Raw genomic sequence first — 21,309 nt, 5'->3', positions numbered from 1 at the left:
TCTGTCATTAGGAAATGGTGCTTACAAATTCCCTTTGACTTTCAAGTAATTTGATAACCAAAGCAGTTGGTTGGAATTTAGTTTGATTGTCAAACTTTGTCAACGGCGAATTTGGTTTTCGAAATGGGACGAAAATGAATAAGGCTCACTTAATCAAGAAATAAACTCTGGGGCAGGTCTCTGATTTTGAGTAAAACACTAGCCCTGATCACGGCTCCACTATTCCTCTAAGTAACTAGAATTCATACCCAGTAGTCCTCTGAGTTAATACAAAATTGGTATTTTCTTTCTAAACAAATAGAAACTAAAGAAAGGACATTACCTTGACTAAATTAACCAAAACCGTGTTAGCAATGAGCGCACTCAGCGTTGCTCAAGGCGTCGCTGCTGCAGACCAACCGAACATTCTTGCTATCTGGGCAGATGATCTTGGTTACTACAACACTAGCGCATACAACCGTGGAATGATGGGCTACGAAACGCCTAACATCGACCGTATTGCTAACGAGGGTGCTATTTTTACGGATATGTACGCACAACAATCTTGTACAGCTGGCCGTGCTTCGTTCGTGACAGGGCAACACCCATTCCGTACCGGCCTACTTACTATCGGTATGCCAGGTTCAGCACACGGTATTCCTGACTGGGCTCCTACCATTGGTGATGCTCTTAAAGAAGAAGGTTACGCGACCGCACAATTCGGTAAAAATCACTTAGGCGATCAAGACAAACACCTTCCTACAAACCATGGTTTTGATGAGTTCTTTGGTAACCTTTACCACTTAAACGCGGAAGAAGAGCCTGAAACTTACTTTTACCCTAAAGACCCAGAATTCAGAAAGAACTACGGGCCTCGTGGCGTTATCAAAGCAACCTCTGATGGCAAAATCGAAGATACAGGTCCACTGACTCGTGCTCGTATGGAAAACATCGATGAGGACTTTACCGAAGCGGCTATCACGTTCATGGAGAAATCTGTAAAAGAAGATAAGCCTTTCTTTATCTGGTACAACTCGACTCGCATGCACGTTTGGACTCGTCTGAACGAACATTACAGCGGCATTTCTGGTCAAGGTATCTACGCTGATGGTATGGCTCAATTAGACGACAACGTCGGCGCGTTGCTTGATACTCTTGAACGCTTAGAAGTCGCAGACAACACTATTGTTATCCTTTCTACCGATAACGGTGCAGAGAAGTTCACATGGCCTGACGGCGGTACATCTCCTTTCCACGGTGAAAAAGGCACAACTTACGAAGGCGGTATGCGCGTTCCACAAATCGTGAAATGGCCAGGTGTTATCAAACCTGGCTCTGCGGTTAACGCGCTAATGTCCCAAGAAGACTGGTTACCGACACTAGCTGCCGCTGCCGGCAATGACTCTATCGTTGAAGACCTTAAAGAAGGTGTTTCTCTAAATAATAAAGATTGGCGTGTTCACTTAGATGGCTCGAACTTTATGCCATATTTTGAAGGAAAGGCTGAAAAGTCACCCCGTGAAACTATCTTCTACTTCTCTGCAAACGGTGACTTCAATGCGCTTCGTTGGAACGATTGGAAAGCAAGCTTCGCTATGATGGAAGGCACAATGCAATCGGCTATCCGTCAAGCTCCTGCTTGGGCTTCAATTACAAACCTACGTATGGACCCGTTTGAAACCGCAGCGAAAGAATCTGGCATGTACACTCGTTGGATGGTAGATAACATGTGGCTATTCGTACCAATGTCTCAAGAAGTGATTAAGTTCATGGGCTCTCTAAACGATTACCCAATGCAACAAGGCCAAGGCTTCAGTGCTGCAGAGATCAATTACAACACGCTAAAAATGCAAAAGCTAATTCAGCAGATGCAAGCACAAAACGCGAAATAGCGGAGCAAGGGTTAAACAGCGGAGCAACAGCTAGATAACCCGGCTACCGACCATTAAAGATAACTGACTAATTAAAGCCCCACTGGGGCTTTTTTTGTGAGGCATCAACAATCTTTTTTCTAAACCATGAATGCGCCATATCTGCATTACGACTCTTGTGCCACACCAGATATTCAGTACCAAGATCCGATTCAAACGGTAAAGGCGACAGCTTAAAATCATCCAACAGGCCATACCTTTCAAGTATTGATCTCTGACTAATACAAAGCCAATCCGTCCCTCTTACCATATCAAGCATTTCAAATGGGCCAGGCGCCTTTCGTGCAACCTTTCTACTCTTCGCGTATTTGCTAGTTTTAGTTAATGGCGACTCTTTGGTGTCCCACATACTATGAAGAACATGCTTCTCTTCAAGGTATTCTTCCAACGTAATCTCGTTCCCTAATCTAGGGTGGTTTTTATCATAAGCAACCACCATAGGTTCGTTAGAGAGCTGAACACACTCCATTGCCGGATCGTTGATAGGCGTATGGACTATACACAAATCATATCGGTGTTGGCGAAGATCTAGAATGATGTCTGCAGTATAGTAAGGGTCAATATGAAGACCTATATCTGGCGTTTCCGCATAGAGGATATCGGATACACGCTTCATCAATGAATAAGTTGCACCACTAATACAAGCGACATTAAACGACCTTTCAATTTTTGTTGGGTCGAACTTTCGCTTACTCGGGAAAGTCGATTCAAAGGCATCGTAGGCCTGTTTTATCTGAGGGTAGATGTCATAACAAAAACTGCTCGGTCTATAGCCTTCCTTTGTTTTCACAAACAACGGATCATCATAGGTTTCTTTTAGTCGGTTAAGCGCCTTACTAATCGCGGGCTGAGTAACGCCAAAACGTTTCGCGGTATTCGAGATAGAGAGCTCTTCCATCATGACAACAAAATACGGGATCAGACTAAAATCTGTGTTTTTCATGTTCTATTTACCAAACTAGCGTACTAAATTAACTTTCATATCATTGAATTATACCGTATCAACCAAGCACTTCATTAGCGACCCTTTTATTTTGGGAAGTCACCTACGAATTATCATGCTAGAAAACGATGATTAACAGAACACAAAAAGCCCACACTTGGCAGGCTCAGGTAACTCAAAGTCAGTGATGGCGTTTATTTGCTTTGTAACAGAGTAATCTCATCATTTACCCAACCTAACAACTGCTTGGTTGCTTTCGACAAGACTTGGTTCTGCCTAACAATATAGCCGAGACTGGTGCTCGAGAAGTTGATCAACGGTGTCACTTGCGAATGCAGATGCTGCTTGGTGGATACCGCGAATTCAGGGACAATCGCCACGCCAAATCCCGCTTCTGCCCAGTCGATTTGAGCGTCGACACTCCCTACTTCCATCACCCTGTAATTGGGCAGATTAAGGCTTGGTAAACCTTCATCAATGAAATCGCGGGTTCTCGTATCGTGGCCAAGTAAAATCAAAGTGAGCTCTGCATCAGAGTCTTGGATATCAAACCCATCGCCAAGCGCACACCAAGAAAGCTCCTGCAGTTTAGTGAAATACAATGACTCGTTGTGCTGTTCTTTGGCGATAACAAAACCAATATCCGCCTGAGCGTTCTTAACTAAACTCGATGCCTGAGATGAGGTGGTATTCAAGAGCGTAAGGTCAATACCCGGATACTGCGCTTTGAACTTTTGGAAAGGACGAATCAACAAGAACCGGGAAATAATGTCACTTACGGCAATGGTTAACGTCCCTATTTTTAGGTCATTAATGGCGTTGAGATCGGCCTGACAAATCTGCAGTTCGAGTAGCGTTCTTTGGCTTGTTTCCAATAGCCGTTCACCCGCTTGAGTCAATTGAAAAGGGCTTCTCTCTATCAACTTTATGCGTGTTTGTTGTTCCAGTTGTTTTAGGTGCAAACTCACATTAGGTTGTGTCATATGCAGTGCATTGGCCGCTTTCCCGAAATGCTTGTATTCCGCTAGCGTCACAAACGTCTTCAACAAATTAATATCGAGCATCATGTCCTCTCTCTCGTGTCACTAATATCATTCCCTAAAAGTAAAGAATGCCCCATCGTCATTCCATACAGTGAGGGACGAACGCAATAGGGAATCTCGCTTGTGGGTTAAGACTTTAAGGATATATGGAATCCTTATCAAGATAATAAAGATAATTAATTTCTCTTATCCACCTTGTAGGCCTAACATGATTTCTCAATCAGTTAGGAGAAAAATTATGCCATCTATCGTTGTTGTGGGCGCAAACTGGGGTGATGAAGGCAAAGGCCGCATCGTCGATTTTTTAGCAGACCAAGCTTCTGCTAGCATTCGTTTTCAAGGCGGAAACAATGCAGGCCATACCGTAGTAAATGACTTCGGTACATTCAAACTGCACCAACTACCTAGTGGTATTTTTAATCCTGATTGTACAGCGGTTCTGGGCCCAGGCATGGTGATCAGCCCTGCTGCGCTAACTCAAGAGATTGCAGAAGTTCAAGAGGCTGGCATCAAAGTGAAAATGGCGATCTCAGATCGTGCGACACTGTGCCTCCCTTTACACGCCCTTGAAGATACCCTTGAAGAAGAGCGTTTGGGTGACGGCGCTTATGGCTCAACACGTCAAGGTATTGCACCAGCATACGGCGATCGCGTGATGAAGAAAGGCATTCTTGTCGGTTGGTTGAATCAACCTGAGATTTTAGAGCAACGCATTCAATTCCTACTTGATTGGAAGATGCCTCAACTGAAGGCTCTATACCCTCAATGTGATTTCACTCAGACAGCTTCTGAAATGACAGAATGGCTACTTGAAGTAACTAAAGCGTGGCGCCCGTTCATTTGCAACGTAACTGAGCCGCTAAAAGCACTGCAATCGCAAGACGCGAACTTACTGTTTGAAGCTCAGCTAGGTGCAGGTCGTGACCTTGTCTACGGTGAATACCCTTGGACAACGTCTTCGAATGTAACCGCAGCTTATGCAGGCATTGGTAGCGGTTTACCTGCTCTTCGCCCTGAGCGTATTATTGCCGTTGCTAAATCGTTCAGTTCGTCTGTTGGTACTGGTACGCTCGTAACAGCAATGGAAGAGCAAGACAGCTTCCGCGAAAGCTCTAACGAATATGGTGCAACTACGGGTCGCCCACGTGATATGGGTTACTTTGATGCTGTAGCTACTCGCAACGGCGTTGACCTACAAGCCGCGACTGAAATCGCACTGACTAAGATTGATTGTCTGTCTGGTTTATCTGAACTTAAGATCTGTACCGCTTACTCAGGTGAGCACACTGAGAACCCGATTTGGCCACAAACGGCTGAGCTAAAACCTGTTTATGAAGATATGGCAGGTTGGAATGAAGACATCACGGGTTGCCGCACGTTTGAGAGCCTTCCTCAAGCGGCACAAGATTACGTAACTCGCATCGAAGAGTTGATGGGCGTGCCAATCGTGATGGTATCAGTAGGTCCAGAGCGCGAACAAATGATCATTCGAGCTTAGTTGAGAAGACTACTACATCTACATCTACATCTACATCTACATCTACATCTACATCTACATCTAAGCCCACACTAGTGGGCTTTTTTACGCCTGTCACGAACATCTAAATCTTGTTCTTCTTATTGAGGTACATGTTTTCATCGGAAGACTTTATTAGATTTATGATGTTGAAACTTCGGGAATCCGCCGTACCACAACCATATGAAAAACCGAGTGGCACCTCATCATCGCAACGAAAGCCTTCAATGAAATCATCGAATTCAGCGTGAATGTTATTGAGCAACTCAGAAGCATAACCAGCCTCTTCTGAGTGTATGACGACAATGAACTCATCACCACCGACCCTAGCCGATATGATGTTGTACTTTGCATTGTTTTTTATGCATGACGCAAAGCCAGAGATATAATCATCACCTTTGAAGTGGCCATAGGTATCATTGATATACTTCAAATTATCCAAGTCGAAATACAAACAAACGATCTCACCATCGCTTATGTTTGCTTTATTGAATTCGTGGAAAAAGCCCCTTCGATTAAGCAGCGTCGTCATGATATCAAAGTGACTATTCTTGTATAAAATCCGGCTCTCTTCTTTCATTAGAATTTCAGAACGCAATAGAGTCGATATGTTTTCAATCAAGCTAACTTGGCTCTCGGTATACGCTGTTGGGCTTAAATCAAACACCAAGAGCACCGCAAACACTTCGTCATCGATATCTCTTACCGGGACGCCACAAAACGACTTATAAGCATCCGCCCCATTCGCAGAAACGGAATCACCACCAGCATGACCACTCAAATAGACCGTGCGATTTTCGTTATGCACATACTCACAAAAGAGGCTAATTTTGCTCTTATGTTGGTTACACGATATGTTTGAGGAGCTCCACACACTCTCAGAACCAGAGCAACTCAAATCAGAGATCATGATGATGCCCGCATTCGATGCGTCCATTATGTCTCGTATGTTATCCAATATAGATACCCAAGTATCGACATCGATATTTTTTTGCACCCCTTCAGAAGAGAACTTATCAAAAAGCATTAATATTTCTTTAGTATCAGACAGTTAAACTTAATTGAATATTCATTAGTATACGTTGTAACAAAAATCCCAAGAGCGACAATCTAGGGCGGTTATTACCTAGTACTAAGCAACAACCAAACCCTACATCCTAATTTTGTAATTCAGCTGCATCGTTCGCAGAGGCCCAAATTTCTGAGCGTCTATTCTTGGCTCTACCCTCTGACGTTGCGTTAGACGCAATAGGCTTACTTTCACCAAATGAGCGTAGAACAAGGCGATTTTTCTCGACACCATCCGCGATTAAACCATTCGACGTCGTCAGTGCTCTTTGTAGACCCAATGCTTGGTTGTAACCTTCTGCGCCGGTGCTGTCAGTGTGTCCATCCACCGTAATCGCACTGCCGTTAGCCTTTAGCTCGCCTGCAAGTTGGCTCAGTGCTTTGCTGCCCATCGGCGATAAGTTGTGTTGGTCAAAACCAAAATGAAGTCGTGCCAACAACCCGTGACGCTCTTGGTTACTGATCCAAGTCTTACATCCTGACTGGTTCATACCTAGATTGGATTGACCTGCTAACGCTTGTTTTAGCTCACTGCTGTCAGACGGCTGTTCAATTTGTAAAAAGCCCTGTCTGTGCTGTGCAATGCCAACGACATCATCAACCGTGACACTGTGTTGATACTCACTGAACGCAGTATCGCAATAAACACTGATGCCTTCTTCCGCATTGGCGATAAGGCTAAATTGCAATGTCGATATGACGATTGAACTGATCATTAACTTTTTCATATTTTCCTCTAGTACAACTTAGTTATTCCGCTTGTTTTTGAGCCTTTACGGATGAGTTCTTCTATCTTTTCAATCAATTCATCTAAGTTAGATACGTCGATGATGTCTTCATTTGGGTCGACAACGCAGTCTTGAAAACCACTTTGTTGAGATGCTCGAAAGTCGATACCAATAACACCTATGTATAAGCCCGGTATTTCCTCTCTTGCTTTGTCACACATGCCTCTATCGACTAACCCTTTGAGGATGCCGTTATTCGGACTCTCCTGCCCATCGCTTAAGATCAGCAGCATCTTGATTTTCTTGTTGTAGATTTGCTGCTCTTCTTGATCGGAACTGTTCGGGTCACCGTCATGAAGAACCTGAGAACCTCTCAAAATACCTTGAAAAGCCGCAGTGCCACCGTCTGCCCACATAGAGTTAATCGGGTCCAAATCTGAGAGCTTGTTCGATAGGCGAATATTAGAAAACTGCGATGAATTGGAAGAACCATGCGCGTTAAATAGCTTTGTTCCACTCACACTATAAAAATCAGGCTGTAACCCCGACTTATCAGTAAACATCGTCGACACTGATGTCGATAAATCTACATAGTTGTATACGTCTGCAACCAAGTAGTTATCTTGATAAATCACATCCTTAATACGTTTGGCGTACTTTTGATTCTCCGATTTTGGATATGAGCAACGTGACTGCCGGTCAGCACATCTAATCACGTCATTTTGTGAATAGGTGCGCCAGTAATCCCAGTTAACATCGTTGTAGGAATAAGGTGATACGTTCGTTTTATAGTTATCTTTGTAGCTCAACTGGCTTGTCGCCCGAGCTTGATTTCCCGAAACGATCTCCCTCGTTCGAACGTTAAAAGGCACAAAGCCAACTCGGTTAAGCAACTTGTCTCCGGTTGTATCTTCTCCAGGCTCATCACAAACGTATTTCCACTCACCATCGACATAGTCCTGTTTAATCGATGTGCAAAGAATTTTGCTGGATATTGCGTCGATGGCTGTCTTTAGATCGTCGATTTTTATGTGTCGACTTGAACCCCATCTGTCATTCATTGAACCGGAAAAGTCCGACACAAAAACAATGTCGATGTTGTTATCACCAAGGTAAACCGGGTACTTTCTCGCTAACGAACGTCCCGCTAAGTCTTGCTGCTGATCAAACGAAGGGATAAAGCTACTCGCAAACCAAGAGTCGTGCGTCGTCTTGGCATTCACTGTGTATTGAATATATTCCAGAACCCCAGCCCCCTCGTCTTCCGCTTGGTGGAACCGGTCTGCAGAAAGGTTGGTTGATTTGATGTCCCGAACATAATTTTCGACATACTTGGTCGCGAGCCCACGAGCCTGATCCGGTTGGTCTTCAATGGTTACCGCTATCGCCGCAGCCTCTGCTGAATCTCTTAGTCGGCTGGTCTCTTGTACATAACGTGTGCCCTCAACCGCCCAAAAAGTCATGCCCATGATTGGAACAAGCAATAAGCCCATCCAAACCGCGGCAACCCCTTGCTGTCTTTGGAGACTGAGATGCTGGCGATTCATATGACGATCGTGCTGCATTTTCATTTCATTATCTCCCAGGCATTATTGAAGAAGAGCCAATCTGAACCGTGGTACTGGTGCCACTGTTGAAGAAGGGTTTAAACCAAGAACTCTGCTCTTCACAAAGACTGATTCGGTACAATGGATACACAACGCCCTTTTCTACCGGCGCTAAATCTGCATGCTCGATAATCGAATCGGTTTGGCAATTTAAGCTTCTGTACTTGCTGGTTGAGAATTCAGCGACATTAACTTTATTGGTCAATGACTCTATCTTGATCGCTACATTATCGACTGGTGTATTGAGCATTCGACTTGCCACTTTAGCCATGTCTTCTAACTCTGAATTAGTTACAGGTAGGTTTTGTCCTGCCAATACATCGGCTTCAAAATAACGAGTACGCTCTTTGATCACATTGACTAAAGCAAAGCTGGATCGATCGAGCTTGGCGCGCGCGAGTAATTGATAGCTCAAGTCTGCGCCAAACAGGTAAACGCCCCACAAGGCCACTAGAATGAAAACTAACTCAATCGTATACGAGCCTTGTTGGTGTCTTTTAGAAAGCACACGTTGCTTACGGAGCATCATCTTTCCACCCCTCGTGTTCTAGGTTCAAAACCATAGTGCTTGAAATATCCCTATCCGCAGCACCAGCCAGTTTAATGACTGGGGTGTAGCGGTAGGTCACGGTGATCTCGGCTAAGTTGTAATTGAAGTTCAACCCTTGATCAGAGTGTCCCCTATTCGCGATAAACTCATCATAGGTTTTGAAGTACTGACCTGCGATAGAGAACCTTGAGCTATCAATTAAGAAACTCCATAGATTGTCATCATCTTCGATTAACGATTTGAACTTAGTTTCGTACTGCTCGTTGATCCCTTTACCTTCATATATTTTGGTATTCCTGATGGTTTCTCTGAGCGAATACTCGGTCATGTTCACAACGTAGATTTGGTAACTCGATTCGAAGATCGCAAAGGTGGCGAAAAACAGAACAAGCGCACCCAACACAAACTCAATCGCTGTCACGCCCTTCTGCTTATTAAGACGCTTCATCATTAACTCCTAGCTGAGTCAATTCCGCGGCAATGCTCTGGATCTCTTCCGCTGAGAAGTCACCTTTGAGTAACTTCTTGGCTGAGTCGATTTGCTGAGTTTTCATTAGTGCGATAGCTAGGTTCGCTTTTACGATCTTATTCGCCGGGTCTTCTTTTAAAACCGGAGCTAACGTTTCGATCGCCTGTTGGTACTCGCCATTCGCCATTTGAATCATCGCAATGTTGTTCTTAATAACGACATCGTCATAACCGCGTAAACGTGCTCGATTGAGCTCTTGGTACGCTTCGTTGAATCTTCCAACTTTGGTGTATGACACACCGAGTAAGACGTGAATTTGACCCGTTGTATTTCCCGCCTCGATAGAAGCTAGATATGCGGCAATGGCATTTTCAACGTCATTTTTTGCATCAAACACTTGTCCTTCTAACTGGTACAAGTTGGGGTTTTCAACACCCTCTTTTTGCAAATGTTGAACATAGAAGTCTGCCGATTCGATATCCCCTTTGTTGAAATATGCCCACGCCAGTTTCTCTTTTACCTCTGGGTCTTCGGAGCCCTGCTCTAGCTCGGATTTGTAATAACTAATCAAGCCGTCATAGTTCTTCACTTTTTCCATACTAGTGACGTCGGCAAGCTGCAGGTCTTGTGGTGACGGGGCCGATTGACAGCCCGCTAACACGCTCATCGACAACAAAATGAGACAAAAACGTTTTCCAATCACTCGTCGTCTCCCTATATATTCAATGTCATTTGCATGATGCTCGGTGCGAGAATCAAGATAACGATCGGGAACATGATGAAAAGGATCAATGGGACACTCATCTTCGCAGAGAGCTTACCTACCTTTTCCTCGACCGTAAGAATTTGGACTTTTCGCATGTCTTCCGCGAGGTCACTTAACACACTCGCCACGGATGTGCCGTATTGCAGGTTTTGAATGATGGTCAGTACAAAACTTCGTACTGGTGGCGTCGGGATACGCTCACTCAGATCATTGAGCGCCTTTTCTAAACCGTGTATTTTTGCAGAATCAGATGTGCGTTTAATTTGGTAACAAAGATCTGAATCAAATTCAGCCAGCTCTTTCCCCAAATAAACCAGCGCCGCTTCAATCGTCATACCGGTTTGAACACATACCGACATCATGTCGAGCAAATACGGCAATTGAGCTGAGGTTCGACTGATCAACATCTTGCGGCGCATTTGAAGCATTGTATCTGGGACGACAATGACGCCAATCAGCGAGAAAATAACCACGAGCAGTTTGTTGGTTGACGTCATATCTCCCAACAGCACCAACCCAGAAACCAACGCTAATACCAACAACTTTGCTGGAAAATAGAATTTTGCCCAATCCGTGTTGTAATAACCCGCCTCTATCATTTTTTGCTCGAGTTCATGGCGATGTTCTTTACCAAAACGAACAAAAAAGCGATTTACGCGTGAAGGTGCGCGAGCCGAATTATCCCCGATATAGAGCGCAACCTTCTTATGTCGCTGCTCTTTACGAATAGAATCGATAATCAAAAAGAGTAGCGAAAAAAACAACACAATAAGGGAAGCCAATAACATCATGCGCGAACTCCTCTCACTAACAACCAAACAAGAAATAGACCGAACAGTTCACTACCAAGCACGTAAAACAATACAAGCCTTCCTTCTGGATCGTAGAGAACAAACTCCACATTATCGGGATTAACGTAGTTGAGAATAAGCATAAAAATCAGAGGAATAGCCGCAACTATTTTGGCGGAAATTCGAGCTTCCGAAGTCATCGCCATTTTCTTTTTCTCTAGCGTTCGAGAGTCCACCAACACTCTAATCAACCGCGCCATCACGCCCTTAAGTTGCCCACCTCGAGCTATATTCGCCCTGATAGTCACGGTAAAGAATAGAAACTCTGGGTAGGGGTAATTTTTGCACGATCGTTGAAGCACCACTTCTGGTGACTCACCCAACTTAAGTCGGTCGCCCATTAGCTTAAATTCACGGCCTATCGGGTTGTGCATCACATCGCCTACATAACTGATGGCTTGCATTAAGCTGTCACCCGCAGTGACCGCACTCATTAGAATATTCAGCGCATCTGGGAACGTATTCTCAAATTCGCGACGTCTTCTTGTCACTAGGAACCGATAACCACATAGGGTAAATACCATAGATGAGCCCAGCACTAACCACGTATTGGTGATTGATAGCAATTCAACAACGATGTACCAAGATGCGATGATGCTGCCCGTAATATAGAGCGCAATGTAAAGAGAAGAACGCGGGCCTAACACCATCAAGGTGGGTGATATGGACTCTTTGAACTTTTGCCAGTTTTGTTTACGAACCAAAGACTTGACGTTAATAGCATTGAAGTTTTCAGCTTCTACTTCTTCAATATTGAAAAACTGATTAACCTTTTTTACCTTTGAATCTCGGATCAAAAGCAGCACAAACGCAAAGAGGATTAACGAAAGCCAAAGCATGCTAGGCCCCCTTAAACGATGCTTTCAGCTCTTCGTAGAGCCCGAAGAATTGAGCCTTTTTCACAAGCTCAGATCGCTGCATAATGCCGTCGGTGACAAACTCGCCTTTAACGGTTTCTCCGTAATGCGCGTCGTCATAACGAAAACGGTAGATCTCTTCCATCACCACGCTGTCGCCTTCTAGGCCGACGATTTCCGAAATGCTTGTTATCTTACGAGACCCATCGCGCAACCTGTTAACCTGAACAATCATTTGAACTGCACTCACGATCGTTCTTCTAATCGCATCAAGAGGCTGATTTAGGTTCGCCATCATCACCATCGATTCAACACGAGCAATCGCATCGCGCGGCGTGTTGGCGTGCAACGTAGACATCGACCCATCGTGTCCGGTGTTCATGGCTTGCAGCATTTCGAACGCTTCAGAGCCACGACACTCGCCAAGAATAATGCGGTCTGGACGCATACGAAGCGCGTTAATAACCAACTCACGCTGAGTCACCGCTCCGGTTTGCTCAACACTTGAGGTTCGCGTTTCGAGTCGAACCAAGTTGGGTTGTTGAAGACGCAGTTCGGCCGCATCTTCAATCGTAACGATACGTTCATCTTCGGCAATGTATTGAGACAATGCGTTGAGCAACGTGGTTTTACCTGAGCCTGTACCGCCAGAAATCAACACATTGATACGGCAACGAGAAGCGATCATCAGCACTCGTGCCATATCTGGAGACATCGACCCAAAACCAATCAAATCTTCGAAACCGATGTTCTGTTCTCTGAACTTACGAATCGAGATCGATGTGCCATCCAACGAAATGGGAGGAATCACGATGTTCACACGACTGCCGTCTTCTAACCTGGCGTCGACCGTCGGTGAAAGTTCATCGACACGTCTTCCGACACGTGACGCAATGCGCTTAGCAATGGCTAACAACTGCTCTTCATTCACAAACGAGACTTCGGACTTTTTCACCTTGCCATGTCGTTCGAAAAAGATGTTGTTGGGCCCGTTCACCATGATGTCGGAAATGGACTGGTCTTCGACCAAAGGCTGTAAAGGCCCCAAACCAAACAGTTCATCGATTAGGCTTTTCACTAACCCTGACTTCATCATCGAGGTGATCGGTCTTTGGTAGCTATTCGCCAACAAATCAACCGCCGCTTGTATTTGGGATTCAAGATCTCTGCGGCTCATTTTCTGAACCGCTTCTGCATCTAGGGCTTCAAATATCTGGCCACGAAACGCGAGGTATAAGTCTTTATTAGAACTCATTTAGCACGCACCTTTTTCAACCAAGAGTTCATGCCCTTCTGATCCATAGGTTGACCATTAATCAGCTTCACCAACTGTTCCATAGAACGACTAATATGACGGTCATGTTTATGGCCACGTTTTCCATCAATAATGATGTGGGCCAGCGCTTTGCAGTAGTCGACTTCGAGATCAATTTCTGCGCCTAGATACTTAATAAGATCAGGCTTTTGTAAGACGTAAGCGTTTTCCGGGCGATGGTAGTTCACTACCGTAATCACACGAGTACGCGACGATAACGAAAGCTGTAAGTGGGAGACTTTTTCATACAGTCGTTTTGCACTTCTTACTGAAGACACTGACGCGTCTAACACCAACACAACCACATCAAAGTTTTCTACCAAGAGTTGAGGTTCAACTTTGAAATCCACACCACCAGAAAAGTCTTCGATAATGAAATTGGTGTTGCGCGCTAACAACTCGCACAAGGTCTGGTTGTAATTAAGAACATCGCTTTGGCTCATGTCGCCATCAATCGCCAACAGTCGTAAATTTTTGCGAGCGTTGATTAGGTAACTCAACGCCCCTTCTTCATCCATTTCGTGCAATGGTGCGGTGAACTCATCGATGGTTCTCGGCTTAAAATCCTTTAAGCCAAGCAAGACATCAATGTTGGTATCGGCATATTGATGATCGACAAGAATCGTGTCCGAGCCTTGCGTCGATAATATTGAGCTCAACTCAGTAGTGATAAACGATGCGCCAACGCCACCTTTTGAACCGACAATCGCCACGCGCTTCGCTTTGCGTTTTTGGCTCACACCAGAGAACGTCTTCAGGTTCTTGCTAACGTGATTTAAGAAGTCAGCAAATTCCTGCTTATTCACCGGCCAGAACACGTAGTAAAAACCCATGTCTTTAAGAGAACGAAGCGTAGAAATGGCATCCTCTTTACCAATCACCACCACGCCTTTGTGTGTGGGTAGTTTACTTGCAAAGGCTTTAGCATCCTCAACAACATTGGTCGATTCATTAAGTTCTAGAATCACAATGTGGCTACTTTGTTGTTCTGTCAGCTTGGTCAATCCGGCTTTGGCTTTGACGCATGCAGGATCATTCCACCCTTCAAATCGAAAAACTTCTTGAACAAGATCTAAACACTCTTGAGATTGATAGAACAAAGTACATCCGGCAACCCCTGTCGTTCCGGTTTGCACTGGCTTGGCCTTTGTTGTTAACGCTTTAGTCAGGTCAAACATTATTGCTCTCCTACCAATCGAGACTTGTAAGCCACTTGCTTCAAGCGCATCGATTCAGCAAAGCAGTCTGGCTGCCTCAACCGAACGTGAATCTGTGCTGGCGCGCATTCTTGAGTCTTCAAACGCGTTAAGGTCACCTGAATCTTTAAGTCGCTCGGTAACAACGGAGCGCTTCGATACGAGACTCTTTGTGGCGCGATGACATGTGATGGATATTGATCGAAGATCTTTTGCAACATCGCTTTGCTGCGGGTTGATTTGTAATCCACGACATAAGTGGCTTCTTTGTCCGTTGATTCGATATCTTGAATCAAAGCGGTAATCTGCTTGGTGGTTTCAGCGCGGTTTTTCATCGCAAACTCAAAGCTGTGATGCTCTTTGTACACCAAGGCTTCAGCACCATGACCAACAAAATATTGCTCAGAGGCGCAGCCTAAAAGTGACGTGGTAAATAACGCCATTAATAGTAATTTCTTCATTGGATAAACCCTCCTTGCGACAACAGACGAATCGTTGCATCGGAAGACGTTACCGACTTGCCATCCCACTTAATGTTTAGCCAGCGCGCCAATGTAGAAGTCTTCTTGATGTAAGGCAGTTGAATGTCTTTCGGTTTCATCGGTTCAACAAGATTCACGGTAGCAACGATGATCAGTTCAGTACGTTTTCTTTCTGTGGTTGCTTTTCGGAATGCGGCACCTAGAACGGGAATATCGCCAACAAAAGGGATTTTTTGCATTTTTTCCAAATCAGCACTGCTCATCAAGCCACCAAGGACGAAGCTGTCGCCATCGGCTAACTCTACGGTTGTCATCGCACGTCGTGAAGCCAGTTGCGGGACTTTGATGCCAGCCGTTTCTATATAACCTTCAACTTCGCTGACTTCTGGCGCTAATTGCATACGGATTCTGTCTTGGCTAAGCACTTTCGCGGTGAGATCGAGTTTGATGCCGAACTCTTTGAAGGAAATGTTCACGTTGTTACTGGTAGTAACGATAACGGGCACTTCGCCGCCCACAAGGAAACTTGCAGACTCACCGGATAACACGGTTAAATTAGGCTCAGCCAGAACTTCAGCAATCTGGTCGTTACCTAATGCAGTGATTAACGTACTGAGGTTTGCCGCATCGAACTGGTCAAACACAAACTCGCCAACGCTTGAACCGACTGAACTCCAATCAACACCAACGGTTTGTCCAAATGATTCCGTTACCTGGGCCACAGATATTTTGACGTTAACCTGCTGGGTCGTTGCAACTTCAATGCGTTCGATGACCCCTTCCCACGTCATATTGCGGGCAAACACCATGCTTTCGGGCTCTTCATAATCAGAGTTGTCGGATTTGAATTTCAGCTTCTGAATTTTGTCCCATTTCTCTGTTTTCTCTCTTCCAAGTAGAGTGGCAACCAAACGATAGATGTCGTCGCGAGTCGCTTCGGAATCAACAAGACCACTCACGGCGACTTGCTCTCCCACAGACTGAATCTTGACTTTGGCATCAGGGAAATGAAATTTGAGTTGTCGTCTGATGTCCGTTAAATCCAAATCAACAATAATACGGTCTGAAAGCAGAACATCACCATCAATGCCATAGACGATCAGTCGTGCTTGCCCAATAGCATTGGCGAACACAACTATCGTGTTGTCGTTGATTATTTTGTAGTCGACGATGTCAGGGTTATTAATAAACACTTGGCCAATCGGACTTTTTAACTGGATGTGCTGACCATCGTTGAGCGTGATGGAGCGATCGGCGGCAAAAGCGTTTGTTATAGAAAGTAAGCCAATCAGCGGCACTAGAATGGAAGCAAACAGTACTTGCTTGATTCGATGGTGAATCATCATCACAAAGCCTCTCTCGGGTTGTTCTCGTTACCACGTAACTCAGCAATCCCGGTATAGTTATCGATAATATTGCGCACCTCTGCATACTCAGGTTGCGTGTAGGTTTGGCTTCGGTAAATCTCGATGTGCATTGTTCGTTGCGCTAATGCCAGTTTTGGTAACTCGTCGGGGCTAACTTCGATGACCACCGTAGTCAGTCCATCCTCTTTACTCGGAGCGCGAGCGGTAATTGAGCTATCGCCAGTTGCATCATTTCCAATGTTGAGTACTTTGACGTTTTTAAGAAACATCGACGCCTTCACACCTCTAAAGCGCTTTGGCTTATCGATAATTCCGGCTAAGTTATCGTTTGGAGAACTTACAGTTAAGATATCGATGGACGTTCCAGGACGGATGTAATCGTTGATTAGGTTTTTGTCACTGACTTTAAGTGGGTATAACGTCATGCCTTCTGTGACCAAAAGGTCGATGTATCCCGGCTGGCCGGGCGTCACTTGATATTCAGGCAGTACAACTTCACCTGCGTTAAGGCTGCGATTGAGCAAAATGGAGGGTGAAAAGCTGATTTGTGCGTCTTCTCTGACACCAAGCGTTAATGCTTCACTAAGAGGGAGTTGTTGTTTTACGACACCTTGCGCATCGATCGCACGTCCTTTTTCATAAGGTTCCGTGGTCATCCAAACGGCAACATGTTCTTCGTTTTTTTCTTCCACCACTTCAGCGGTCGTTGTCGATTGAGGTTCACCCTTGAACAAATCGACAACGCCTAGCGCGCCAACTATTAGGGCAGCAATGGCAACAAGTAATACCAGTCGAGATCTCATAATGTTCTCATTCTTGGAGGTTTATATATGTGGCGTGTTTTGAGTTAAAATTACCAAGTAGAATCCAACGCTAATCGCTATCCCATATGGAATACCTTGTTGTCCGTTCGACGTTTTTCTTACTAGCCTTTTACTTATCAGCTTGTTGTATACGAGATAAATAACGGCTAAAAAACCGCCAGCAAAAGCCGTCATAACAAACGCCCAAAGCAAATCGTTGAGAGGTATAGTCAGTGATAGAACTGCGGCATATTTAATGTCACCTGCTCCAATCCAAATCAGGGCGTAAACAATCAGCCCTCCCCCTAACACCAGTAAAAAGCTCATAATTTGAATGTCTAACGGAGACAAAAAACATTGTAAAAAGAGCAATATCAACAAGGTGTGATTTTGTATCTTTCGATAGAGAAAATCGGTAGCCGATACATAGACACACACGATTACCAAAATCAGTAAATACACGTCAAAACTCAAAATTAGAAATATCACCTAGATTTATATGGATTAGCGTAAAGTATGTCTTAACTGATGTTCCTAATTAACTGAGCCAGACCAATGGAAAACATAGGTCTGGCACAAATATCTTTCGATATGATCTACATTAGCCAATTAGGCTTGATGTTAGCTGCTAGCTTCCGTAATCGTATCACCCACTTGTGTGAAGGCAGCTTCAAGCTTTTCAATGAAACCGCCGGTACCCACTGCTGTAGATACTAATACAGCCATTGCTACTGCAATAAGACCATATTCAATCGCAGTTACACCGCGCTCATCGTTCTTGAATTGTGATAAAAACATGCTTGTTTTGACGTATAGCTTAGTAATCATTATGTGTTCCTATAAGGGCTGTTGAAAATTCGTCGCCATTATAATTAGCGCTACCAATCTATGGAAAATAACCCCTATCGACTTAATCAATAGGCCGGACGAAAAATGATCAAAATAAACACAATAAAAACAAAGGAATTAAAAACAAAACTATAATTAACAATGAGTTACATATAAAATCAACCTCACCAGACAATATTAAATAAAATTTATAAACTTAAAAAAGTAAGACATCGGTCAATATTTTAACTTATCTAAACTTTATATAAGCTTTGGAACCAATCTAAGAATTAATTTACCCAGTTTTATTACTCCTTATAAAACTTGTTGAAATACAATTATCATCACGCTATTGTTCTTCAAATCAACAAACCATAAAAAATATAATTTATTTGTGTCAAAAGGTTAGTCGAATCATGAAACTACATTTCGAAAATATCATTTCGTTCATAGCGGTAGTTGAGGAAGGTTCATTTAGCTCTGCTGCTCGCAAGCTTGGCAAGTCACAATCAACCGTTAGCACGGCTGTTCAAAATCTTGAGTCCGATTTAGGTTTCAATGTATTTAATAGGGAACACTCTAAAGTTTGGCTAACAGAAAAAGGAAAACGATTATTCCAGTTATCTTTACCTGTGGTATCGAAATATCGTGATCTAGTCACGATCGCACAGCAAATGAATATATCTGACCAAATAGTCTACCGGGTAGGTATAGACCCATTAGTGTTTAATAATAATGTAAAGAAAACACTGTTAGCGTTTTCAGAAGCATTCCCTAACGTTGATTTACTTGTCGTAACTAAACCAAGTTTCGTGTTAGGTAACTATATAAATGAAGGGAAGATAGATTTAGCCTTAGGTAACCCCTATCACAAGACAAATTACGACTTCAACATAGAGGAGTTATTTCACGTCAACTGTTGGTGGGTGGCTCATGAAGACCTGGTAACCTTTAAGTCTCAAGCACCATCACAACGAGTTCTATTAATGGATGGTTGTGAAGAGCTGCTTAACTTGTCAAACATTGCATCGTATAACTTATGGCGACTGGATGACTTAGGAACCATCATCGATCTATGTAAGGCTCAAAAAGGCATCGCTTTTTTACCGGGGTTTCTCATAGAGGGAAGTGTAGAAAATAGTAAACTTAAAATAGTTACAGACCACCCTGATTTTTTTGGTAAGCGAGTTATTGCATCTCTTTTCTGGCAATTACATTCTGACTTTAGCTTGTTCAACCAATGGATCAAAAAAGAGCTGCAAACTACTGCCAGTTACAAGCAAACATTTGTTGCTGATTTAACTCAATAATACTCTGTTGAAATCTGACAATCACACTCTATTGCACGCTCCAGCTTCGAGTGTGATATTTCAACACGATGATTTATCCTAATATAAATCTAAAATAAAACATATGAAATACTAATATCAATACCGACATGCATTATCCAACATATGCGCTGATATTGTTTTCATTATTTCGCCTCACATATTTTTGTGATTAAATCTAATTAAAAACCAACCTATTAAACGTATTCGATATTTAAGCTATGACTTCGTTTGTCACTCAATATCGAAAAGAACCGCCTAAACCATGTACACAGAAAAATCCACCATAGTAATGACGTTGAATATCAGAATAGCTTTACAACCATTACGTTAGACTAATTCCAGCTATCCGATTTTTTCACGATAATATCAACAATATCCGCCAGCTCTTTTCCTTTTTTAGTCAGACCGTAATATACCGTCACTGGAACGGTTTCTTCTTGCCTACGCCAAATGAAACCTTCTTTGCTAAGCAACTTCAGCCGCTCACTAAGTACTTTACTCGACACTAAAGCCAGCTGCTTTTGAATCTGTCCAAAACGTATCTCGCTACTCTGACCTAGCAACCAAACAATGTGAGCAGTCCACTTCGTAGAGATCAGTGTCAAATATTTATCAGCGCTGCAGTAACCTTCAGGTTGCTTACCCTGTTCACTCATATCCACCTCCTAGATTAGCCATTGTAACAATTGCATAGTTACCTAAAGGTAATTAGTTACTTTTAGGTAGCTAATTTCTTTTAGTAACCACTCTATCTATTATGGCTTCAACCCAAAACACAAACAAGCAGGTGGTTCCATGAAGATACTTCTATTCGTCGTTTTAAACTTAATAACTTTCTATTCTTACGCATCAACAGATTACAAAAAACCGCAGTCGCCAACAGAACTGCACCAACTTTTCGCGGAATACTTTTCAAAACAAGACATCGACGGACTAGGCACTCTGTTCCATCAAGACGCCATATTCGTCCTAGATAATCAGGGTAACCGTGCTAGAGGGCCAAAGGCTATTAAGCCTATATTGAAAAGTTACCTTCAAGGCGACGTTGAAATGCTGACCCATGATGTATCTATCTATATTAACGGCGACACGGCTCTCATAAGGTCTGATTGGGAGATAGTTGGTGGCCCCAAAGGCACCGCTCTCGAAGTGATGAAGTATATAGATGGAGGTTGGCTATACGTTATTGACAACCCGAATGGATTTTAAGTGGCTATTGCACTTTGGAATATTGAAGAGCGCAGTCTGGGAGCGTTACAAGCAACAATTCTTAGAACCCAACAATGCTAGTTGTAAGTCTAGTAAGTCTCAAATGGTGGATTTTACAACGAGCTATGGGATCTCTTGGGACCAAGAAATGACTAGGAGCTTGATAAAGCAAGGAATTTCAGACACAAAAAAGCCCACGCTAGGTGGGCTTTTTCCGTATAATATGGTGCCCGCTACTGGACTCGAACCAGTGACACCTTGCATGTCATGCAAGTACTCTAACCAACTGAGCTAAGCGGGCAATGCTTTGAAACTTAACTAACCGCTTTACTAAGTGGCTAACGCTTCAGAACGAGATGGATAATAACGAGTGAATGGGTAGCGTGCAAGGATAAATTTGCACAAAACGGTTCGTTTGCTTTTAAAAACAACAATCAGAATAAATTTTAAACACAAAGCAGATCAATGGC

Annotated in this window: 22 protein-coding genes and 1 tRNA gene; 4 read left to right on the top strand and 19 right to left on the bottom strand. The window is 43.6% G+C overall.

Going from position 1 to position 21,309, the window contains the following annotated elements; genetic code table 11:
- Positions 1–353: 353 nt before the first annotated feature.
- Positions 354–1,871, top strand: a complete 1,518-nt coding sequence (locus OCU90_RS07985) for an arylsulfatase (RefSeq protein ID WP_032545932.1) — start codon at positions 354–356, stop codon at positions 1,869–1,871.
- 67 nt (positions 1,872–1,938) lie between these two features.
- Here the strand turns inward: OCU90_RS07985 and OCU90_RS07980 are convergent, their stop codons facing one another.
- Both OCU90_RS07980 and OCU90_RS07975 read right to left on the bottom strand, forming a co-directional pair.
- On the bottom strand, positions 1,939–2,853 hold the full coding sequence (locus tag OCU90_RS07980; protein ID WP_061024836.1) for a LysR family transcriptional regulator: 915 nt from the start codon (positions 2,851–2,853) through the stop codon (positions 1,939–1,941).
- Between the two features lie 194 nt (positions 2,854–3,047).
- Positions 3,048–3,920, bottom strand: coding sequence for a LysR family transcriptional regulator (locus OCU90_RS07975; RefSeq protein ID WP_061024837.1), 873 nt, complete (start codon positions 3,918–3,920; stop codon positions 3,048–3,050).
- A 214-nt stretch (positions 3,921–4,134) separates the two neighbouring features.
- Here OCU90_RS07975 and OCU90_RS07970 point away from each other — a divergent pair, with 214 nt between their 5' ends.
- Positions 4,135–5,394: an adenylosuccinate synthase gene (locus OCU90_RS07970; RefSeq protein ID WP_061024839.1), complete on the top strand. Its 1,260-nt coding sequence runs from the start codon at positions 4,135–4,137 to the stop codon at positions 5,392–5,394.
- A 103-nt stretch (positions 5,395–5,497) separates the two neighbouring features.
- Here the strand turns inward: OCU90_RS07970 and OCU90_RS07965 are convergent, their stop codons facing one another.
- The 15 genes from OCU90_RS07965 to OCU90_RS07895 all read right to left on the bottom strand — a co-directional run bounded on the left by OCU90_RS07965 (position 5,498) and on the right by OCU90_RS07895 (position 18,299).
- Positions 5,498–6,439, bottom strand: coding sequence for a GGDEF domain-containing protein (locus OCU90_RS07965; protein ID WP_061024841.1), 942 nt, complete (start codon positions 6,437–6,439; stop codon positions 5,498–5,500).
- 130 nt (positions 6,440–6,569) lie between these two features.
- The gene (locus OCU90_RS07960; protein ID WP_061024843.1) at positions 6,570–7,208 is read right to left on the bottom strand and encodes an OmpA family protein; all 639 of its coding nucleotides are present in this window, start codon (positions 7,206–7,208) and stop codon (positions 6,570–6,572) included.
- 8 nt (positions 7,209–7,216) lie between these two features.
- The gene (locus tag OCU90_RS07955; RefSeq protein ID WP_099426159.1) at positions 7,217–8,773 is read right to left on the bottom strand and encodes a TadE/TadG family type IV pilus assembly protein; all 1,557 of its coding nucleotides are present in this window, start codon (positions 8,771–8,773) and stop codon (positions 7,217–7,219) included.
- Between the two features lie 10 nt (positions 8,774–8,783).
- The gene (tadF, locus tag OCU90_RS07950; RefSeq protein WP_054541300.1) at positions 8,784–9,341 is read right to left on the bottom strand and encodes a tight adherence pilus pseudopilin TadF; all 558 of its coding nucleotides are present in this window, start codon (positions 9,339–9,341) and stop codon (positions 8,784–8,786) included.
- Entirely contained in the window at positions 9,331–9,813 is a 483-nt protein-coding gene (locus tag OCU90_RS07945) for a TadE/TadG family type IV pilus assembly protein (RefSeq protein ID WP_061024847.1), read from the bottom strand. Before OCU90_RS07945 ends, tadF begins: the two co-directional genes overlap by 11 nt.
- Complete coding sequence (locus OCU90_RS07940; RefSeq protein WP_061024849.1) at positions 9,800–10,501, bottom strand: tetratricopeptide repeat protein; 702 nt, start codon at positions 10,499–10,501, stop codon at positions 9,800–9,802. The genes OCU90_RS07945 and OCU90_RS07940 overlap by 14 nt, the downstream gene beginning before the upstream one ends.
- 47 nt (positions 10,502–10,548) lie before the next feature.
- On the bottom strand, positions 10,549–11,391 hold the full coding sequence (locus OCU90_RS07935) for a type II secretion system F family protein (RefSeq protein ID WP_004733948.1): 843 nt from the start codon (positions 11,389–11,391) through the stop codon (positions 10,549–10,551).
- Positions 11,388–12,290, bottom strand: a complete 903-nt coding sequence (locus OCU90_RS07930; RefSeq protein WP_017090273.1) for a type II secretion system F family protein — start codon at positions 12,288–12,290, stop codon at positions 11,388–11,390. The genes OCU90_RS07935 and OCU90_RS07930 overlap by 4 nt, the downstream gene beginning before the upstream one ends.
- 1 nt (position 12,291) lies before the next feature.
- The gene (locus tag OCU90_RS07925; RefSeq protein WP_004733950.1) at positions 12,292–13,563 is read right to left on the bottom strand and encodes a CpaF family protein; all 1,272 of its coding nucleotides are present in this window, start codon (positions 13,561–13,563) and stop codon (positions 12,292–12,294) included.
- Positions 13,560–14,801, bottom strand: a complete 1,242-nt coding sequence (locus tag OCU90_RS07920; RefSeq protein WP_061024851.1) for an AAA family ATPase — start codon at positions 14,799–14,801, stop codon at positions 13,560–13,562. Before OCU90_RS07920 ends, OCU90_RS07925 begins: the two co-directional genes overlap by 4 nt.
- Positions 14,801–15,280, bottom strand: coding sequence for a hypothetical protein (locus OCU90_RS07915; protein ID WP_017087828.1), 480 nt, complete (start codon positions 15,278–15,280; stop codon positions 14,801–14,803). Before OCU90_RS07915 ends, OCU90_RS07920 begins: the two co-directional genes overlap by 1 nt.
- Entirely contained in the window at positions 15,277–16,647 is a 1,371-nt protein-coding gene (locus tag OCU90_RS07910; protein WP_061024854.1) for a type II and III secretion system protein family protein, read from the bottom strand. The genes OCU90_RS07915 and OCU90_RS07910 overlap by 4 nt, the downstream gene beginning before the upstream one ends.
- Positions 16,647–17,471, bottom strand: a complete 825-nt coding sequence (cpaB, locus tag OCU90_RS07905) for a Flp pilus assembly protein CpaB (protein ID WP_061024856.1) — start codon at positions 17,469–17,471, stop codon at positions 16,647–16,649. The genes OCU90_RS07910 and cpaB overlap by 1 nt, the downstream gene beginning before the upstream one ends.
- 21 nt (positions 17,472–17,492) lie before the next feature.
- Complete coding sequence (locus tag OCU90_RS07900; RefSeq protein ID WP_004733955.1) at positions 17,493–17,933, bottom strand: A24 family peptidase; 441 nt, start codon at positions 17,931–17,933, stop codon at positions 17,493–17,495.
- A gap of 159 nt (positions 17,934–18,092) precedes the next feature.
- Positions 18,093–18,299, bottom strand: a complete 207-nt coding sequence (locus tag OCU90_RS07895) for a Flp family type IVb pilin (RefSeq protein WP_061024858.1) — start codon at positions 18,297–18,299, stop codon at positions 18,093–18,095.
- A 416-nt stretch (positions 18,300–18,715) separates the two neighbouring features.
- Here OCU90_RS07895 and OCU90_RS07890 point away from each other — a divergent pair, with 416 nt between their 5' ends.
- Positions 18,716–19,609, top strand: a complete 894-nt coding sequence (locus OCU90_RS07890) for a LysR family transcriptional regulator (protein ID WP_061024859.1) — start codon at positions 18,716–18,718, stop codon at positions 19,607–19,609.
- Between the two features lie 353 nt (positions 19,610–19,962).
- Here OCU90_RS07890 and OCU90_RS07885 read toward each other — a convergent pair whose 3' ends face one another.
- Entirely contained in the window at positions 19,963–20,286 is a 324-nt protein-coding gene (locus tag OCU90_RS07885) for a winged helix-turn-helix transcriptional regulator (RefSeq protein WP_004733958.1), read from the bottom strand.
- A gap of 139 nt (positions 20,287–20,425) precedes the next feature.
- Between OCU90_RS07885 and OCU90_RS07880 the strand changes: the two genes are divergently transcribed.
- Positions 20,426–20,839: a YybH family protein gene (locus OCU90_RS07880; RefSeq protein WP_061024861.1), complete on the top strand. Its 414-nt coding sequence runs from the start codon at positions 20,426–20,428 to the stop codon at positions 20,837–20,839.
- 224 nt (positions 20,840–21,063) lie between these two features.
- Here OCU90_RS07880 and OCU90_RS07875 read toward each other — a convergent pair.
- Positions 21,064–21,140 (bottom strand) — tRNA-Val (locus OCU90_RS07875).
- Positions 21,141–21,309: the final 169 nt, after the last annotated feature.

Origin of the sequence: Vibrio splendidus, from assembly GCF_024347615.1 — a bacterium.
GTDB classification, from domain to species: Bacteria; Pseudomonadota; Gammaproteobacteria; order Enterobacterales; family Vibrionaceae; genus Vibrio; species Vibrio splendidus.
The sequence above is the reverse complement of the archived record's forward strand: the minus strand, read 5'-3'. Positions and strand labels throughout refer to the sequence as shown.

Bases quoted from the DNA above. Each gene is read 5' to 3' on its own strand.
- OCU90_RS07985 (WP_032545932.1), top strand. From the start codon at position 354: ATGAGCGCACTCAGCGTTGCTCAAGGCGTCGCTGCTGCAGACCAACCG.
- OCU90_RS07980 (WP_061024836.1), bottom strand. From the start codon at position 2,853: ATGAAAAACACAGATTTTAGTCTGATCCCGTATTTTGTTGTCATGATG.
- OCU90_RS07975 (WP_061024837.1), bottom strand. From the start codon at position 3,920: ATGATGCTCGATATTAATTTGTTGAAGACGTTTGTGACGCTAGCGGAA.
- OCU90_RS07970 (WP_061024839.1), top strand. From the start codon at position 4,135: ATGCCATCTATCGTTGTTGTGGGCGCAAACTGGGGTGATGAAGGCAAA.
- OCU90_RS07965 (WP_061024841.1), bottom strand. From the start codon at position 6,439: ATGCTTTTTGATAAGTTCTCTTCTGAAGGGGTGCAAAAAAATATCGAT.
- OCU90_RS07960 (WP_061024843.1), bottom strand. From the start codon at position 7,208: ATGAAAAAGTTAATGATCAGTTCAATCGTCATATCGACATTGCAATTT.
- OCU90_RS07955 (WP_099426159.1), bottom strand. From the start codon at position 8,773: ATGCAGCACGATCGTCATATGAATCGCCAGCATCTCAGTCTCCAAAGA.
- tadF (WP_054541300.1), bottom strand. From the start codon at position 9,341: ATGCTCCGTAAGCAACGTGTGCTTTCTAAAAGACACCAACAAGGCTCG.
- OCU90_RS07945 (WP_061024847.1), bottom strand. From the start codon at position 9,813: ATGAAGCGTCTTAATAAGCAGAAGGGCGTGACAGCGATTGAGTTTGTG.
- OCU90_RS07940 (WP_061024849.1), bottom strand. From the start codon at position 10,501: ATGAGCGTGTTAGCGGGCTGTCAATCGGCCCCGTCACCACAAGACCTG.
- OCU90_RS07935 (WP_004733948.1), bottom strand. From the start codon at position 11,391: ATGATGTTATTGGCTTCCCTTATTGTGTTGTTTTTTTCGCTACTCTTT.
- OCU90_RS07930 (WP_017090273.1), bottom strand. From the start codon at position 12,290: ATGCTTTGGCTTTCGTTAATCCTCTTTGCGTTTGTGCTGCTTTTGATC.
- OCU90_RS07925 (WP_004733950.1), bottom strand. From the start codon at position 13,563: ATGAGTTCTAATAAAGACTTATACCTCGCGTTTCGTGGCCAGATATTT.
- OCU90_RS07920 (WP_061024851.1), bottom strand. From the start codon at position 14,801: ATGTTTGACCTGACTAAAGCGTTAACAACAAAGGCCAAGCCAGTGCAA.
- OCU90_RS07915 (WP_017087828.1), bottom strand. From the start codon at position 15,280: ATGAAGAAATTACTATTAATGGCGTTATTTACCACGTCACTTTTAGGC.
- OCU90_RS07910 (WP_061024854.1), bottom strand. From the start codon at position 16,647: ATGATGATTCACCATCGAATCAAGCAAGTACTGTTTGCTTCCATTCTA.
- cpaB (WP_061024856.1), bottom strand. From the start codon at position 17,471: ATGAGATCTCGACTGGTATTACTTGTTGCCATTGCTGCCCTAATAGTT.
- OCU90_RS07895 (WP_061024858.1), bottom strand. From the start codon at position 18,299: ATGATTACTAAGCTATACGTCAAAACAAGCATGTTTTTATCACAATTC.
- OCU90_RS07890 (WP_061024859.1), top strand. From the start codon at position 18,716: ATGAAACTACATTTCGAAAATATCATTTCGTTCATAGCGGTAGTTGAG.
- OCU90_RS07885 (WP_004733958.1), bottom strand. From the start codon at position 20,286: ATGAGTGAACAGGGTAAGCAACCTGAAGGTTACTGCAGCGCTGATAAA.
- OCU90_RS07880 (WP_061024861.1), top strand. From the start codon at position 20,426: ATGAAGATACTTCTATTCGTCGTTTTAAACTTAATAACTTTCTATTCT.